The 15,893-nt window shown below is 65.6% G+C and carries 15 protein-coding genes and 1 pseudogene; 9 read left to right on the top strand and 7 right to left on the bottom strand.

The genetic code is table 11. The annotated features are described in order from the left end of the window. Positions 1–34 precede the first annotated feature (34 nt). The 6 genes from GFD32_RS17050 (at position 35) to glrR (ending at position 7,944) form a co-directional block, all read left to right on the top strand. Positions 35–715: a TIGR00153 family protein gene (locus tag GFD32_RS17050; protein ID WP_163577785.1), complete on the top strand. Its 681-nt coding sequence runs from the start codon at positions 35–37 to the stop codon at positions 713–715. 68 nt (positions 716–783) lie between these two features. Continuing rightward, positions 784–2,049: an inorganic phosphate transporter gene (locus GFD32_RS17045; protein ID WP_163577784.1), complete on the top strand. Its 1,266-nt coding sequence runs from the start codon at positions 784–786 to the stop codon at positions 2,047–2,049. A gap of 291 nt (positions 2,050–2,340) precedes the next feature. After that, positions 2,341–3,654 carry an amino-acid N-acetyltransferase gene (argA, locus tag GFD32_RS17040; protein ID WP_163577783.1) on the top strand — a complete coding sequence of 438 codons (1,314 nt, stop codon included), beginning with the start codon at positions 2,341–2,343 and terminating at the stop codon, positions 3,652–3,654. Between the two features lie 774 nt (positions 3,655–4,428). Next, complete coding sequence (locus tag GFD32_RS17035) at positions 4,429–5,964, top strand: sensor histidine kinase (RefSeq protein WP_240455697.1); 1,536 nt, start codon at positions 4,429–4,431, stop codon at positions 5,962–5,964. Beyond that, positions 5,961–6,503 carry a hypothetical protein gene (locus GFD32_RS17030; protein ID WP_163577782.1) on the top strand — a complete coding sequence of 181 codons (543 nt, stop codon included), beginning with the start codon at positions 5,961–5,963 and terminating at the stop codon, positions 6,501–6,503. Before GFD32_RS17035 ends, GFD32_RS17030 begins: the two co-directional genes overlap by 4 nt. Positions 6,504–6,591: 88 nt before the next feature. Then, on the top strand, positions 6,592–7,944 hold the full coding sequence (glrR, locus tag GFD32_RS17025; protein ID WP_163577943.1) for a two-component system response regulator GlrR: 1,353 nt from the start codon (positions 6,592–6,594) through the stop codon (positions 7,942–7,944). A 64-nt stretch (positions 7,945–8,008) separates the two neighbouring features. On the opposite strand, the gene GFD32_RS17020 is transcribed toward glrR, so the two are convergent. The 3 genes from GFD32_RS17020 to GFD32_RS17010 form a co-directional block, all read right to left on the bottom strand. Further along, on the bottom strand, positions 8,009–8,662 hold the full coding sequence (locus tag GFD32_RS17020) for a peroxiredoxin (RefSeq protein WP_163577781.1): 654 nt from the start codon (positions 8,660–8,662) through the stop codon (positions 8,009–8,011). Positions 8,663–8,788: 126 nt separating this feature from the next. Further along, positions 8,789–10,129 (bottom strand): exodeoxyribonuclease VII large subunit, encoded by a 1,341-nt coding sequence (gene xseA / locus GFD32_RS17015; protein WP_163577780.1) that lies wholly within the window; start codon positions 10,127–10,129, stop codon positions 8,789–8,791. A 96-nt stretch (positions 10,130–10,225) separates the two neighbouring features. Next, positions 10,226–10,792 carry a PRC-barrel domain-containing protein gene (locus GFD32_RS17010; protein ID WP_163577779.1) on the bottom strand — a complete coding sequence of 189 codons (567 nt, stop codon included), beginning with the start codon at positions 10,790–10,792 and terminating at the stop codon, positions 10,226–10,228. Positions 10,793–10,989: 197 nt separating this feature from the next. On the opposite strand from GFD32_RS17010, the gene guaB reads away from it, so the two are divergent. Next, positions 10,990–12,459: an IMP dehydrogenase gene (guaB, locus tag GFD32_RS17005; protein ID WP_163577778.1), complete on the top strand. Its 1,470-nt coding sequence runs from the start codon at positions 10,990–10,992 to the stop codon at positions 12,457–12,459. 158 nt (positions 12,460–12,617) lie between these two features. Further along, positions 12,618–14,195 carry a glutamine-hydrolyzing GMP synthase gene (gene guaA, locus GFD32_RS17000; RefSeq protein ID WP_163577777.1) on the top strand — a complete coding sequence of 526 codons (1,578 nt, stop codon included), beginning with the start codon at positions 12,618–12,620 and terminating at the stop codon, positions 14,193–14,195. 209 nt (positions 14,196–14,404) lie between these two features. Here the strand turns inward: guaA and GFD32_RS16995 are convergent, their stop codons facing one another. The 3 genes and pseudogenes from GFD32_RS16995 to GFD32_RS16985 form a co-directional block, all read right to left on the bottom strand. Beyond that, the gene (locus tag GFD32_RS16995) at positions 14,405–14,698 is read right to left on the bottom strand and encodes a helix-turn-helix domain-containing protein (RefSeq protein WP_163577776.1); all 294 of its coding nucleotides are present in this window, start codon (positions 14,696–14,698) and stop codon (positions 14,405–14,407) included. Positions 14,699–14,724: 26 nt separating this feature from the next. Beyond that, on the bottom strand, positions 14,725–15,048 hold the full coding sequence (locus GFD32_RS16990) for a type II toxin-antitoxin system RelE/ParE family toxin (protein WP_205599158.1): 324 nt from the start codon (positions 15,046–15,048) through the stop codon (positions 14,725–14,727). A gap of 66 nt (positions 15,049–15,114) precedes the next feature. After that, a pseudogene (locus tag GFD32_RS16985) lies at positions 15,115–15,396 on the bottom strand (NAD(P)/FAD-dependent oxidoreductase); the annotation flags it as partial. 14 nt (positions 15,397–15,410) lie between these two features. Here GFD32_RS16985 and GFD32_RS16980 point away from each other — a divergent pair. After that, positions 15,411–15,668, top strand: coding sequence for a hypothetical protein (locus tag GFD32_RS16980; protein WP_240455696.1), 258 nt, complete (start codon positions 15,411–15,413; stop codon positions 15,666–15,668). A 102-nt stretch (positions 15,669–15,770) separates the two neighbouring features. On the opposite strand, the gene GFD32_RS16975 is transcribed toward GFD32_RS16980, so the two are convergent. Then, a partial coding sequence (locus tag GFD32_RS16975) for a transposase (RefSeq protein WP_163574721.1) occupies positions 15,771–15,893 on the bottom strand: 123 nt, incomplete at its 5' end.

Here is a 15,893-nt window from a genome sequence, read left to right as displayed (position 1 = left end):
CTGACGCCGCCATTTCTCAAGCGCATGATACGCCATGGTGACACCCAATCCGTTCTCGGCGATGTTCGGTCGCTCGCCGTTTCAGCCGCTGCTGGCACACATCGTCAAGGCTCACGAGTGCGCCGACAAGCTGTTGCCCTTCTTCGAGGCGTCGCTCCAGGGCGACTGGGACGAGGCCGCCGCAATTCGTGAGAGCATCACGCGCCTGGAGCACGAGGCCGACAGCCTCAAGACCGAGCTGCGCCTCAACTTGCCCAACACGCTCTTTCTCCCCGTTTCGCGCAGCGATCTGCTCGATCTGATCAGCGTGCAGGACAAGATCGCCAACAAGGTGCGCGACATCACCGGCATCATGCTGGGTCGCAAGATGCGGGTACCCGAGGAGCTCGCCGGGCCCATGCGCGACTACATGCATACCGCCGTTGCCTGCGTGGCTCAGGCGCGTCAGGCCCTGGAGGAGCTCGAGGATCTGCTGGAGTCCGGCTTCGGCCGCCATGTCTCCGACGTGATGCAGAACCTCATCCGCGAGCTTCACGTTCTCGAGCAGCAGGCCGACAACCAGCAGGTGGCCATCCGACGTCAGCTGTTCGAGTTGGAGGACCGTCTCAAGCCGGTCGATGTCATCTTCCTCTACAAGATCATCGACTGGGTCGGCGAACTTTCCGACCGTGCCGAGCGCGTCGGCAGCCGCTTGCAGATCCTCACTGCCCGTTGAGTCGCCGGCCCGCCATCGCGGGCCGTCTTCGTTTTCGTCAACCCGACAGCTACATAGGAAGCCACCCTATGTCGATCATCGCGCAACACGGCGACACCTTCATCATTCTGGCCTGCCTTTTCGGCTTCTTCATGGCCTGGGGCGTCGGGGCCAACGACGTGGCCAACGCCATGGGCACGTCGGTGGGGTCCAGGGCCATCACCATCAAGCAGGCGATCGTCATCGCCGTGATCTTCGAGTTCCTCGGTGCCTGGCTCGCTGGCGGCGAAGTCACTCAGACGATCCGCAAGGGCATCATCGACCCGGCCATGCTGGAGAACGATCCGCAGCTACTGGTCTACGGCATGCTCGCTTCACTGCTTGCTGCGGCGACCTGGCTGTTGATCGCTTCCATGAAGGGGTGGCCGGTTTCCACCACGCACTCCATCGTCGGTGCCATCGTCGGCTTTGCTCTGGCGGGGCTGGGCATGGAGGCGATCGGCTGGGCCAAGGTGGGGCAGATCGCTGCCAGTTGGGTGGTCTCGCCGCTGCTCGCCGGCACCATCGCCTTCACCCTGTTCAAGTCGGTGCAGCATCTCATCTTCGAAGCGCGCGATCCCTTCGCGGCGGCCAAGCGCTACGTGCCGTTCTACATTCTGCTGGTCGGCTTTGCCGTGGCCATGGTCACGCTGACCAAGGGGCTCAAGCACGTGGGGCTCGATCTGGGCTTCGGCGCCAGCCTGCTGGTGTCGATCCTGTTCGGCGTGGGTGTGATGCTGCTCGGCGTGCAGATGGAGAAGCGCGTCAAGGCGGGCAGCCGCCAGGCCGATCATTTCGGTTTCACCGGCGTCGAGCGAGTATTCGGCGTGCTGATGCTGTTCACCGCCTGCGCCATGGCCTTCGCTCACGGCTCCAACGACGTGGCCAATGCGGTGGGGCCGCTCGCTGCGGTGATCAGCGTGGTCTATAGCGATGGCGTCATCGATGCCACGGCGCTGGTGCCCTGGTGGGTGCTGGTACTGGGCGGTGGCGGCATCGTCGTCGGCCTGGTCACCTACGGCCACAAGGTCATCGCCACCGTGGGCACCGGCATCACCGAGTTGACGCCCAGCCGCGGCTTTGCCGCGACGCTGGCCGCCGCGGTGACCGTGGTGCTCGCCTCGGGCACCGGCCTGCCGATCTCCACCACCCATACCCTGGTGGGCGCGGTGCTCGGCGTCGGCCTGGCCCGCGGCATGGCGGCACTCAACCTGCGGGTGATCGGTACCATCGCCATGTCCTGGCTGATCACGCTACCGGCCGGCGCCGCGCTGTCGATATCGTTTTTCTTCATGTTCAAGGGCATGTTCGGCTAAGCGCGAGCCACGAGCTGCGGGACACGAGCCTCGAGCTACGAGCCACGAGCTGCGGGACACGAGCCGCGAGTTACGAGCCACGAGCCACGAGCTACGAGCCGCGAGCTGCGGGACACGAGCCGCGAGTTACGAGGCACGGGCTACGCACAGGGCGTTGCAAGATGGCAGCGTCGGTGCATTATGCTACCGAAGCCCGAAGCGGCGGCATCACGACAGTGGTGCCGCCGTTTTCGTCGCTCTGCTATAGTCAGGCTCTCCTGTTTCCCGTTCACCTGCTGCCGGAGTGCGGCCTTGGATACTCGCTTCCCCTTCGTCGACTGGTTTCGCAATTCCTCGCCCTACATCAACGCCCACCGCGGGCGAACCTTCGTGATCCTGATCGAGGGCGAGGCGATGGCCAACGGGCGCGGCGAGCAACTGATCCAGGACCTGGCCCTGTTGCACACCCTGGGCGTGCGTCTGGTGGTGGCTTTCGGCATCCGGCCTCAGGTGAGCCAGGCGCTGGATGCCGCCGGCATCGAGCCGCAGCGCCATGACGGGCGCTGGGTGGCCGATACGGCGATCATGAGCCACGTCGAGCGCATCGCCGCCGAGCAGCGGCTATGGCTCGAAGCACGCCTCTCGCTAGGCCTGCCCAACACGCCGCTGCACGGGGTGGAGCTCACCGCCGTGTCCGGCAACCTGGTGATGGCCAAGCCACTCGGCGTGCGCGAGGGAGTCGACTTCCACCACAGCGGGGAAGTGCGTCGGGTGCGGGCGCCGGCCATTCAGGGGCTGCTCGAAAAGGGCTCGCTGGTGTTGCTGCCGCCGCTGGGGTTCTCCAGCACCGGCGAGGTGTTCGATTTGGACGCCGCCGAGGTGGCTCAGCAGGCCGCGGTGGCGCTCTCCGCCGACAAGCTGATTCTATTGGGCGATGCACCTGGGCTGTATGACGAGAGCGGCGCGCTGCAGCGCCAGCTCTCCCCGGGCGAGGCCCAGCCGCTGCTCGCCAGCGCCATTCCCGGCAGCGAGTCGGCCCGCCATCTCACCGCGGCCTGTGCGGCGGCCCGCCATGGGGTGGCGCGCACCCACCTGCTGTCGTGGCACGATCACAATGCCTTGCTGGGAGAGCTGTTCACCCGTGACGGCGTGGGCACCATGATCACCCAGCATCGCTACGAGCAGCTGCGCCCTGCGGAACTGGGCGATGTCGGGGGGCTGCTCGAGCTGCTCGAACCGCTGGAGCGGCGCGGCATGCTGGTACCACGCTCGCGGGAACGCCTCGAGCATGAGATCGACGACTACCTGGTGATCGAGCGCGACGGCATGGTGGTGGGCTGTGCCGCCCTGCATGCGTTTGGCGATGCTGACATGGGCGAGCTGGCCTGCGTGGCAATCCATACCGACTACCGTGGCGGCGCTCGTGGCTCGGTACTGCTCAGCGAAGTGGAGCGCCGCGCCCGGCGCATGGGGCTCACCGCGCTGTTCGTGCTCACCACGCATACCGCGCACTGGTTCGTCGAGCACGGCTTCGGGCCGGCGGACATCGCGGCTCTGCCGCCGCTCAAGCGCGATACCTACAACCACGCCCGCCAGTCGAAGATCCTCGTCAAGCAGCTCGGCTGAGCTGCCCTGTCGCCGACCGACAACGCCCGCGCGGTCGGCGTCTCCATATGGCAACATCTCAATTGATTGATTTCGCTGACAAAAATTGGAGAGTCGAAATTGACGTTGCCATTCGGCGACATAATGGGCTCGTCCAGCGGCCCGATATGTCGTTCGAGCCAGTCGCTGGCATGGTTTTTTGTTAATAAGTCTTTGATTTTTTTGTTTTTTGATGTTTCTTGGCACGTCTGTCGCTATACACAGAGTGAGCAGAGACAGTGGTTCAACGGCTCGAACCACTGGGTCGACGAAACGCTCGGGTACCACCCCCATGCCCTGTGCCCCGAGCCTTCGACGACCGGCATCTGTTCCGCGATGTGTAACTCGATTGCTAAACCGGGTTGCGATGAGACGGGTACCGCCGAATGGCAAGGAGAGGTACCAGCGGGCACGGAAGCCCTGGCATGGAAGCCTCATCCCCTACGGGGGATCGAACATGGCGACGGCGCCGAGGCGGCGTTGCCGCGAGACGAAGCAGGGCGGTTCGCCGCCCGACCGTGACGGACCAGCCCCTGGTGGCCACGATCCCGGCACGGCGCTTCGCGGGCCCTCGGGCCCAGAGAAAGTGCGGGACATGGCTCGGCCAGGCGAACGATGCCCCTGCTTTTTCGACCCTTCAGTTCCCTGCGTACTTGGGCCGGCTCTGCCGGCCCTCTTTTTTTTGACTGGCGAGCGGCCAGCCTGTGCCGGGACCATCGACAGCCGACGAACTCTGTTATTCTGCAGGCATGCCCCATGGCGGTTCCCTATCGACTGTTGAATAGAACGCTGGTCATGACCACCCAGGTCTCGCGTCGCTGGCGCCCTCGCTCATTGCTGCAACTGGTGTTGCTGGCCTTTCTCATCGTGATGCTGCCGCTCGGCGTGCTGATGTTCCAGGCCGGCCAAGCGCTCTCCGAACTCTCTCGCCTGGCCGACGTCAGCGCTCGCCAGGCGGTGGAAGAAACGCGTCGTGCTCGCACCCTGAGCGCCCTGGCGCTGGAGATGGAGCGCAGCGCCCGCCAATACGCCGTGCTCGAGCAGGAAAGCCTGATGGATATCTTCGCTGAGCGGCATGCTGAGTTTTCCGAGCTGCTCGCCGAACAGCGCGAGCTGCTGCCCGATGCGCCCTCGGTGCAGGCCCTGGGCCGGCAGCTGGTTCTCCTGGGCCAATTGCCGGCGCTGGAAGGCGACGCGCTGGAAATCTGGCTGGCGCTGTTCGGCCCCTTCGCTCAGCAGACCGAGGCCATGCGTCAGGCCACCAACCGTCGGATCGACGCGCGTATCGAGCGCATTCGCGAGCGGGCCGAGGCCGTACAAACCCGGCTGTGGGTGCAGACGGGGGCGCTGGTGTCGGCGAGTTTGGTGCTGATGCTGCTATTCAGTTGGTTGATCATCCGTCCGGTGCGCCAGCTCGAACGGCGTATCCTGGGCATCGGCAGCGGCGTGGAGGGGCCCGAGGCGCATGACATCCAGGGTCCGGCGGAACTGGTGCGCCTCGGCGAGCGTCTCGACTGGCTGTCGTCGCGTCTCGGTGAGCTGGAGGCCCAGAAACAGCAGTTCCTGCGCCATATGTCCCATGAGCTCAAGACGCCGCTGGCCAGTGTGCGCGAAGGCTCCGCGCTGCTCGCCGACGGCGTGGCCGGGGAGCTGACGCCCCGCCAACGCGAGATACTCACGCTGATCGACACCAGCAGCGGCGAGTTGCAGCGCCTGATCGAGCAGCTTCTCGACTACAATCTGCTGCAGCACCACCGGCCGGCGAATCCGGAACGTCTCGATCTGGCTACGCTGGTCAAGACCACGCTGGCCAAGCACCGCTTGGCACTGGAGAAGAAGGGCATGCGCGTGACGGCCTTCGATGGCCCGCTGGAGTGGGTGGTCGACCGTACCGCCACCGGACGCATTCTCGACAACCTGGTGTCCAATGCCATCGGCTACGGCGATGACGGTGGCGAGCTGGAGATCCGGGCCTGGGAGACGCCGGATCGCCTGGTGATGGAGGTGGCCAACAGCGGCCCGCCGATTGCCGATGAGGATCGCCAGAACCTCTTCGACCCCTTCTACCAGGGACGCGCGCGCCGCAAGGGGCCGCTCAAGGGCTCCGGCATTGGCCTGTCGGTAGCTGCCGACTGCGCGCGGCTACAGGAAGGCGTGCTGCAACTGGCCGAGGATCCCCGGTTGGCCGTGTGCTTCCGTCTGATGTTGCCGCGCCGCACGGAGTGGCAGCATGCCACCCTCGACCATTCGCCGTCCGTCTCTACGGATCACGACGCAAGGAACGATCGATGAACTGTCTTCGCCCCCTGGGCTTGTGTTTGGCCGCATTGTGGCTCAGCGGCTGCCAGTGGATACCCGAGCAGCCCTTTGGCGCTGCCGAGCCGGAGACGGTGGAGGAGACCGTCGCCTGCTATGCCGAGGTGCCGGACTTCGCCGAAACCGCCTGCCTGCTGCCCGACTGGATCGCCTTCGGCCTGGCCTCCCAGCGCGGTGACGGCGAATGGCGCAACGACATGCTCGAGCGCCTCGCGGGCGAAACCGCTCGGCGGCGTCTGGCGCGCGCCGTGGTGCTCGGCTGGGGCAGCGAGCGCCAGTGGGACCGAGCCGCCGAGCTCTACGAGGCCGACCTGCATGCCGCCCCTGCCGATCTGCAGCCGCTGCTGCGCTATTGGCTCAACGAGCTGGAGGGACGCCGCGCCATGGCCGGCCGGCTCGAGCGCTCCCGTGAGGAGCTGGCGGCACTGGAGGCCGAGAATGCCGAGCTGGCGGAGAAGCTCGATGCGCTCACCGCCATCGAGCGCAATATCAACCTGAGACAGCAGTCGCCTTGAAAGGAGATTGCCATTGGGAGATGACAAGATGGAAGCGGCTCGACTGCATGATACCCGCCACTCGCGTGCCCGTGGTACCGAGACGACGATGGCCGGCAATCGCCAGGGGGCCCACATCCTGCTGGTGGACGACGACGTCAGCCTGCTGCGCTTGCTGGGCATGCGCCTGGAAAGCCGCGGCTTCCGGGTGACCACCGCCGAGAGCGGGGCGGAGGCGCTGCGCTGCCTGGAGGCCGAGCGCCCCGACCTGGTGCTCTCCGACCTACGCATGGACGAGATGGACGGCCTGGCGCTGTTCCAGGCCATTCAGCGCGAAGTGCCGGGGCTACCGGTGATCATCCTGACCGCCCACGGCTCGATCCCCGAGGCGGTGAGCGCCACCCAGCAGGGCGTGTTCGGCTTTTTGACCAAGCCGGTTGACCGCGACGAGTTGTTCGCCGCCATCGACGATGCCCTGGCGCACGCGCCGGGCGGCAGCGAGGGCGATACCGACTGGCGCGCCGACATCATCACCCGCAGCCCCGAGATGGAGCGCGTGCTGGAGCAGGCACGCATGGTGGCGGCTTCCGACGTCAGCGTACTGGTCACCGGCGCCTCCGGCTCGGGCAAGGAGCTGCTGGCGCGGGCCATCCACCGTGCCAGCCCGCGTGCCGACAAGCCGTTCGTGGCCATCAACTGCGGGGCGTTGCCCGAACAACTGCTGGAGAGCGAGCTGTTCGGTCATGCCAAGGGCGCCTTCACCGGAGCGGTGAGCGAGCACCGCGGGCTCTTCCAGGCCGCTGACGGCGGCACTCTGTTCCTCGACGAGATCGGCGACATGCCGCTGCCGCTGCAGGTCAAGCTGCTGCGCGCCCTGCAGGAGCGCCAGATCCGTCCGCTCGGCTCCACTGCCACGGTGCCGGTCAACGTGCGCATTCTCTCGGCGACCCACCGCGACCTCGCTCAGGCGATGCAGCAGGGCGAGTTCCGCGAGGATCTCTTCTACCGCCTCAACGTGGTCAATCTCAAGCTGCCGCCGCTCAAGGAGCGTGCCGAGGACGTGCCATTGCTGGCGCGCCACCTGGTGGCCCAGGCGGCGAGTCGCCACAAACCGTTCGTCAAGGGCTTCTCCTCGGAGGCGCTCAACCTGCTGGCCACCTGCGCTTGGCCGGGTAACGTGCGCCAGCTGGTCAACGTGGTGGAACAGTGCGTGGCGCTGACCACCTCGCCGATGATTCCCGAGGCGCTGGTCGCCCAGGCGCTGGCCTCCGAAGACAGCGCCTTGCCCACCTTCAACGATGCCCGGGCCGGCTTCGAGCGCAGCTACCTGGTCAAGGTGCTCAAGATCACCGAGGGCAACGTCACTCAGGCGGCACGCATCGCCGGGCGCAACCGCACCGACTTCTACAAGCTGCTGGCGCGCCACGAACTCGAACCAAGTGCCTTCAAGCCCCAGCGCTGAATGCCGGGCGCCATGCAAAACCCCCGCCGGAGCGGGGGTCAAGGAGAGCGGTGTCAGGGGGCGCTCATTCGGGCAGGCGAGTCTTGCGCAGGTAGGGAAAGATCGTCTCGAACTCGCCGAACTTGGCCTTGGCATCTGCGTCGGACACCGCCGGCGGAATGATCACGTCCTCGCCCACCGTCCAGTCGACCGGCGTGGCGACGCCCTTGCTGGTGGTGGTCTGCAGGGCATCCACCGCGCGCAGGATCTCGCCGAAGTTGCGGCCCACGGTCATCGGGTAGGTCATCGAGAGCTTGAGCTGCTTGTCGGGGCCGATGATGAACACCGAGCGCACCGTGGCGCTGTCGGCTGGGGTCCGACCGTCCGGCAAGTAGGCGTCGGCAGGCAGCATGTCGAACAGCTTGGCGACCTTCAGATCACCGTCGGCGATGATCGGAAAGTCGACCTGGCTGCTGGAATAGCTCTCGATGTCGCCGATCCAGCCCTGGTGGTCGTCCACGCCATCCACCGAGATGCCGATCACCTTGACGCCGCGCTTCTTCCATTCGTCGCTGAGCTTGGCCACGGCACCGAACTCGGTGGTGCACACCGGGGTGAAGTCCTTGGGGTGGGAGAACAGGATGGCCCAGCTGTCGTCGAGCCACTCGTGGAAGCGGATCGTGCCCTGATTGGTTTGTGCTTCGAAGTCGGGTACGACGTCGTTGATACGCAGTGACATCTTGCTCCTCCTGGATCGACCTGGATGAAACTATCCGTAGGCGTTCGCACGGTGATGTGGCGACGCGGTAGATCTACCAGGAAAAGGCATAAACAGTGTCTCGTCAAATTCTCGTTCGCTATATGATTAAGAGTCCTTTCGCTGCGTGACCTCGACGGTCAAGCGGCCCTCGCCCAGCCGGGCGTTCAACTGCTCACCCGGCCGGGTATCGCGAGCGCGCTTGATCACCTGCCCCTCGCGGTTCTCGAGAATCGCATAGCCGCGCCCCAGCACGGCCAGGGGGCTGACCGCCTGGAGTTCGCGGGCCAGGGCGCCGAGGCGTTCGCGGCGACGCGTCAGGTTCTGATCGATCGCCAGATCGAGACGCTGGCGAGCGCCGGCCAAGCGTGCTCGCGCCTCGGTCAGGCCGCGCTCGGGCGGATGGGCGGCGAGCCGCCGCTGCAACTGGTCGAGGTGGCGACGCTGGGCGACCAGCCGCCGCTCCATCACGCCATCCAGGCGTGCGCTCAGACTCTCCAGGGTCTGGCGCTGGCGCGCCAGCGCCTCGCCGGGGTGGCGCAGTCGCGCGCGCAGGTGGTCGAGCCGCTGGCTTTCGCGCTCCAGCCTGGCCTGGGCGGCGCGCGAGAGTCGCCCCTCCAGCACCTGCAGGCGATGCGTCAGGTCGCGGCGGTCGGGCACCAGTTGCTCGGCGGCGGCCGAGGGGGTGGGAGCGCGTGCGTCGGCGGCGAAGTCGGCCAGGGTGACGTCCACCTCGTGGCCCACCGCCGACATCACCGGCAGCCGCGAATGCTGAATCGCCCGGGCCAGGTGTTCGTCGTTGAATGCCCACAGGTCCTCCAGGCTACCGCCGCCGCGAGTCACCAGGATGGCGTCGCGCGCTGGGTCGAGGGCCGACTGGCGGTTGAGCAGGCCGAGGGCGGCGATGATCGCCGGCGCTGCTTCGCGCCCTTGCACCGGAACCGGGATCAGCGTCACCTCGACGAGCGGCCAGCGCGCGGCGAGCACGGCCAGTACGTCGCGGATCGCCGCCCCGGTGGGCGAGCTGAGCACCAGCAGGCGGCGCGGTGGGTAGGGCAGGGGGCGCGCATTGGCGAACGCGCCCTCGGCGGCGAGCTTGGCCTTGAGCCGCTCGTAGGCGAGCAGCAGCTCGCCTTCTCCTGCGGCCTGCACCGCGTCGACGATCAACTGGTAGTCGCCGCGCGGTTCGAAGATCGACAGTCGCCCGCGTACCCGCACGAGGTCGCCGTCGCGCAGCGGTGCGGCCACGAAGCGCGCACGGTTGCGGAACAGCGCGCAGCGCAGTTGGGCGCGGTCGTCCTTGAGGGTGAAATAGACGTGGCCCGAACTCGGTCGCGACACGCCGGAAAGCTCCCCCTCCACCCACAGCTCGTCGAAATCGCGCTCCAGCGTCTGGCGGGCGCGGCGGTTCACTTCGCTGACGGAGAGGGCTTCGGGAGAAGCGGGCATGGGCTGGCTCCTGGCTAGATGCGCCACAGCCTATCATGCCCGCAGGCCGAGGCGCTGCCGCCGCGCGGGGCGACGGCAGCGTCATCGGCGGCAGGGTCAGTCGTTGCCGGAGACGGCGTCGCGGGCCGACTCCCAGGCGCGCTGGGCGTTCTCCTGGGTGGTCTCCCAGGCTCGTTCGGCGCCTTCCTGCGTCGTCTGCCAGGCACTTTGGGCGCCTTCCTGCGTTTGCTGCCAGGTTTCCTGGGCGCGCAGCCTGGCATCCGCCCACCAGTCGTCGCTGTAGACCGGGTAGCCTTCGAGCTCTTCGGCGGTGGCGTCGAGCATCACGCGGTGCTCGATGTCGTCGTTCTCCGTCTCGGTCAGCAGGCTGAACTGTCCGGCCTCGACGATGATCTCGCGACCGCCGAGGCCCAGCACACTGCCGCTCTCGACCACCAGGGCCGTGACCTGCATGGCCTCGTTGAACACGATGTCTTCTACCTCGCCGATCTGCTCGTCGGGAGACTCGCTCAGGTAGACCTCGGCGTCGAGAATGTCGTCGGCCGAGTAGATGCCCTGGGGCTGGTCGGTGGTCTGGGCGTTGGCGCTCAGCGCGAAGCCGCCGGCCAATGCGGCGCCGGCGAGCGTGAAGAGGGCCTTGTTTCGTACAGGGGTTAGATTCATTGGATCTCTCCTTCGGTACGTGATGGGGCTGAGAGCGAGACTTGCGCTCTTCTCCATGCCCCGCCTCGAGTGCGACAGCCCGAACGCGGCGAGGTTTCCTCGATCTCGGCTCGGCCCGTGACGCGACCGCCGGCTGGGCGTTATAATGGTCGATTAACTTCACCTCCCCTCCACCAGCTCACTGGGTGTTGCCGACTATGCTACGTATGGCCCAAGAAGCTCTTACGTTCGATGACGTATTACTCGTCCCCGGCTACTCCGAGGTTCTGCCCAAGGACGTCAGCCTGCGGACCCGCCTCACTCGCGATCTCGCCCTCAACATCCCCCTCGTCTCCGCCGCCATGGATACCGTGACCGAAGCCCGCCTGGCCATCGCCATGGCCCAGGAAGGCGGCATCGGCATCATCCACAAGAACATGACCATCGCCCACCAGGCGGCCGAGGTGCGCAAGGTCAAGAAGCATGAGAGCGTGATCGTCAAGGACCCCGTCACCGTGGGCCCCAACGCCAAGCTCGAGGACCTGCTGGCGATGGCCAAGGAGTACGGCTTTTCCGGCTTTCCGGTGGTGGAGGGCGAGACGCTTGTCGGCATCGTTACCGAGCGCGATATGCGCTTCCAGCCCAACCACGGCGACAGCGTGGCCGACATCATGACCCCGCGCGAGCGTCTGGTGACGGTGCCCGAGGGCACCGGCCTCGAGGTGATCAAGGGCAAGATGCAGGAGCATCGCGTCGAGAAGATGCTGGTGGTGGACGACGCCTTCCACCTGCGCGGCCTGGTCACTTTCCAAGACATCGAGAAGGCGCGCACCTTCCCCTATGCCGCCAAGGATGCCGATGGCCGCCTGCTGGTCGGCGCCGCCGTGGGCACCGGCCCCGAGACGCCGGACCGCATCGCCGCTCTGGCCGAGGCCGGTGTGGATGTCGTGGTCGTCGACACCGCTCACGGCCACTCCAAGGGCGTGATCGAACGCGTGCGCTGGGTGAAGGAGCACTTCCCGCAGATCCAGGTAGTGGGCGGCAACATCGCCACCGCCGAGGCCGCCAGGGACCTCGCCGAGGCCGGCGCCGACGGCGTCAAGGTGGGCATCGGCCCCGGCTCCATCTGCACCACCCGCGTGGTGGCCGGTGTTGGCTTGCCGCAGATCACCGCCGTTTCCAACGTGGCCGCCGCCCTCGAGCCCTACGACATCCCGTTGATCGCCGATGGTGGCATCCGCTTCTCCGGCGACCTGGCCAAGGCCATTGCCGCCGGCGCCAGCGCGGTGATGGTGGGCGGCCTGCTGGCCGGCACCGAGGAAGCCCCGGGCGAGGTGGAGCTCTACCAGGGCCGCACCTACAAGGCCTACCGCGGCATGGGTTCCATGGGTGCCATGTCCCAGAATCAGGGCAGCGCCGACCGTTATTTCCAGGACAAGAGCGAAGGCGCCGAGAAGCTGGTACCGGAAGGCATCGAAGGCCGCGTGCCCTACAAGGGCGTGATGGGGGCCATCGTCCATCAGCTGATGGGCGGCTTGCGCGCCTCCATGGGCTATACCGGCTGCACCAGCGTTCAGGAGATGCGCACCAAGCCGCAGTTCGTGCAGATCACCGGTGCCGGCTTCGCCGAATCTCACGTGCACGACGTGCAGATCACGAAGGAGGCGCCCAACTACCGGGCGGGTTAACGCCCGCTCAAGAGGGAAGAAAGAAGAGATAAGAGGGAAGAGGGGAGGCGAAGAGGCGGGATAGGGCCGCTTCTTCCTTCTTTGTTCTTCCCTCTTCATTCTGAGAGACAGTGACCCAAGCCGCGGCGCTTGAGTCCACCAACGGCGGTGGCCATTTCATGCAAGACATTCACGCCCACAAGATCCTGATCCTCGACTTCGGCTCCCAGTACACCCAGTTGATCGCGCGCCGCGTGCGCGAGATCGGCGTCTACTCCGAGGTCCGCGCCTTCGACATCACCGAAGCCGAGATTCGCGAGTACGCCCCCAACGGCATCATTCTCGCCGGCGGGCCGGAATCCGTCACCGAGCTCGACTCGCCGCGTGCACCGCAGTGCGTGTTCGAGATGGGTCTGCCGGTACTGGGCATCTGCTACGGCATGCAGACCATGGCCGAGCAGCTCGGCGGCGCCGTGGCGGGCTCGCATCAGCGCGAGTTCGGCTACGCCCAGGTGCGCGTGGACGCCGAGACGGCGCTGTTCCGCGACATCAAGGATCACGTCGACCATGAGACCGACAAGGCGCTGCTCGACGTGTGGATGAGCCACGGCGACAAGGTCGCCCAGGTGCCGGCGGAATTCACCGTGACCGCCTCCACGCCGAGCTGCCCCATCGCCGCCATGGCCTGGGAGGAGAAGCGCTTCTACGGGGTACAGTTCCACCCCGAGGTGACCCATACCTTGCAGGGCCAGCGCATTCTCGAGCACTTCGTGCTCGGCATCTGCCAGGCCGAGCGCTGGTGGACCCCGGCGCAGATCATCGAGGACCAGATCGCCAGAGTGCGCGAGCAGGTGGGCGACCGCCACGTACTGCTGGGGCTTTCCGGCGGCGTGGACTCCTCGGTGGTCGCCGCGCTGCTGCACAAGGCCATCGGCGATCAGCTCACCTGCGTGTTCGTCGACAACGGCCTGCTGCGCAAGAACGAAGGCGAGCAGGTGATGGAGACCTTCGCCCGCCACATGGGCGTGCGGGTGATTCGTGTCGACGCCGAAGATCAGTTCCTGTCGCGGCTCGAAGGCATCGCCGACCCTGAGGAGAAGCGCAAGATCATCGGTAACACCTTCATCGATGTCTTCGACGACGAGGCCACGAAGATCGAAGGCGTCGACTTCCTCGCCCAGGGCACCATCTATCCCGACGTGATCGAATCCGCCGCCAGCAAGACGGGCAAGGCCCACGTCATCAAATCGCACCACAACGTCGGCGGCCTGCCCGAGACCATGAAGCTCAAGCTCGTCGAGCCGCTGCGCGAGCTGTTCAAGGACGAGGTACGCAAGCTCGGCCTCGAGCTCGGCCTGCCCTACGACATGGTCTACCGCCATCCCTTCCCGGGGCCGGGCCTCGGCGTGCGCATCCTCGGCGAGGTCAAGAAAGAGTACGCCGACATCCTGCGCGAGGCCGACGCCATCTTCATCGAGGAGCTGCACAAGGCCGACTGGTACCACAAGACCAGCCAAGCCTTCGCCGTCTTCCTGCCGGTCAAGTCCGTCGGTGTGGTTGGCGACGGCCGCCGCTACGAATGGGTCATCGCCCTGCGCGCCGTGGAGACCATCGACTTCATGACCGCCCGCTGGGCCCACCTGCCGTATGAGCTGCTGGAGACCGTCTCCAACCGCATCATCAACGAGCTGGAAGGCGTCTCGCGCGTGACCTACGACGTCAGCAGCAAGCCGCCCGCGACGATTGAGTGGGAGTGATTTTTGCAGAAATGATAACCTGCTTAAAGGCGGGTTTTTCTTCACATGAGTGGCATGTAGGGTTTAGGTGGTACATCTGGATGAATATATTTTTAATATATTCTTGTAAAGTCTACTCCGCTCATTGACGGTGTTGCACTCAGAACCTGCATCCGCCGTCCACGATTGCTGGGTAAGATCAGTTCCAACTAGCTTGACAGTGGGGGCAATCAGGCAGCCACTTCTTTCTCGTCCTTGATCGCCAGCTCGAGGTGGAAGTGAGCCGGCCCCGTCAGGTTGACCAGAGCGTCCAGACTGAACTTGTTGATGCGGCCGTTCAGCAGGTCGTTGAGGCGCGGCTGGGTGATGCCCAGTCGGTGCGCGGCCTCGTTCTGAGTGATGCCCCACTCCCGGACACGGCCGGCGATCTTCGCCATGAGCTCGGAGCGCAGACGCATGTTCAGCGCCTCTTCGGGTGTGTCCTCAATAGCGTCCCATACGCTGTCATAATACTCGATGGCCATGGTGTCACCTCGCTTGGTGGCCGGGCTTAGGGCAGCTCCTTGTATCGCTGCTTGCCCAGGTCGATGTCTTTCTTGGCGGTCTTCTGGGTTTTCTTCTGGAAACAGTGGAGCACGAATACCGCATCGCCTCGATTAGCCACATAGAAGACTCGAAAGGCCCCATTGTCTTCCCGGATGCGGATCTCTATGACGCCAGGGCCAACGCTTGGCATGGGGCGAAAGTCGTCTGGTTGTCCTCCAGCTTGAACCTTGTCGATCTGAAACCCTGCTTCGCGCTTGGCGTCCAGAGGGAAGTCGCGCAGCCGGTCCTTCGAGTCTCCGACGAATGCGACGGGTTTCTTCCGCGCCACGCTGTCCTCCTTGGACTCTGTGATCCTATATCGATATTGATATAATAGACTCATCAACCGAGCGGTTCAAGCGCGGAGCCGATTCCTGCCACGCGGCCGCATACTCGAAGCGCAGTGGTTGAGCGTCGTCATCATCTGGGCGAGCAGTTCGCCGGTGGCCGGGCCCAGGGTAAAGCCCTGATGGCCGTGGCCGAAGGCGAGCTACATTCCCTCCTTGCCGGGGGCGGGGCCGATCACCGGCTTCATGTCGGGCAGGCAGGGGCGGGCGCCTTTCCAGGGCTGGCTATCACGACGCTTGCCCAGCGAGAACAGCTTGCGTGCCACTCTCTCGGCGGCGGCCAGCTGCCTGTACTGGGGCAGCGATGGCCAATCCGTTGTCGTTGCCGATGGCGGTGAGTGGCACCGCGACCTATGTGTTGCTGTCGGGCAGCGATAGCACTCTGGGCGCCTGGTATGCGGGGTATGTGGATCTGCGGGCCTTGCTGGCGCTGGCGGTGGGGTCTTGGTTCGGTATTCGCCTGGCCTCGCTATGGATCGGGCGCATTCCCGATCGCATTCATGCTGGGGTGTACCTGTTACTGCTGACGGTAGTGTTGGTGGTGATGGTCGTCATGCACTGATCATTGACTCAGTGCGCCTGGCCGTTGGCCTGGGCTAGCCCTCTTCAGAAAACTCTTCCGTCACGCCTGATGCGGAGAAGAGGTGGGCCCCAAACTTCTGGTTCATCGCACTTTGCCGGGAAACGCGGCACGGATCTTCAGAAAGAAGTACTCCATGTCGCGGTACCCATAGGCCATCCGCTTGATGACCTTGATCCGATTGTTCATGCCCTCCAGCACGCTGGT

It is taken from the genome of Halomonas faecis, assembly GCF_010993975.1.
Classification (GTDB): Bacteria; Pseudomonadota; Gammaproteobacteria; order Pseudomonadales; family Halomonadaceae; genus Halomonas; species Halomonas faecis.
This window is presented reverse-complemented; position numbering and strand designations above follow the sequence as displayed.

Excerpts from the sequence above, each read along its gene's own strand:
- guaA (WP_163577777.1), top strand. The coding sequence starts at position 12,618 with ATGCAAGACATTCACGCCCACAAGATCCTGATCCTCGACTTCGGCTCC.
- GFD32_RS16980 (WP_240455696.1), top strand. The coding sequence starts at position 15,411 with ATGGCCAATCCGTTGTCGTTGCCGATGGCGGTGAGTGGCACCGCGACC.
- GFD32_RS17045 (WP_163577784.1), top strand. The coding sequence starts at position 784 with ATGTCGATCATCGCGCAACACGGCGACACCTTCATCATTCTGGCCTGC.
- GFD32_RS17020 (WP_163577781.1), bottom strand. The coding sequence starts at position 8,662 with ATGTCACTGCGTATCAACGACGTCGTACCCGACTTCGAAGCACAAACC.
- GFD32_RS17035 (WP_240455697.1), top strand. The coding sequence starts at position 4,429 with ATGGCGGTTCCCTATCGACTGTTGAATAGAACGCTGGTCATGACCACC.
- GFD32_RS17030 (WP_163577782.1), top strand. The coding sequence starts at position 5,961 with ATGAACTGTCTTCGCCCCCTGGGCTTGTGTTTGGCCGCATTGTGGCTC.
- GFD32_RS16995 (WP_163577776.1), bottom strand. The coding sequence starts at position 14,698 with ATGGCCATCGAGTATTATGACAGCGTATGGGACGCTATTGAGGACACA.
- GFD32_RS17050 (WP_163577785.1), top strand. The coding sequence starts at position 35 with ATGGTGACACCCAATCCGTTCTCGGCGATGTTCGGTCGCTCGCCGTTT.
- xseA (WP_163577780.1), bottom strand. The coding sequence starts at position 10,129 with ATGCCCGCTTCTCCCGAAGCCCTCTCCGTCAGCGAAGTGAACCGCCGC.
- GFD32_RS17010 (WP_163577779.1), bottom strand. The coding sequence starts at position 10,792 with ATGAATCTAACCCCTGTACGAAACAAGGCCCTCTTCACGCTCGCCGGC.
- guaB (WP_163577778.1), top strand. The coding sequence starts at position 10,990 with ATGCTACGTATGGCCCAAGAAGCTCTTACGTTCGATGACGTATTACTC.
- glrR (WP_163577943.1), top strand. The coding sequence starts at position 6,592 with ATGGCCGGCAATCGCCAGGGGGCCCACATCCTGCTGGTGGACGACGAC.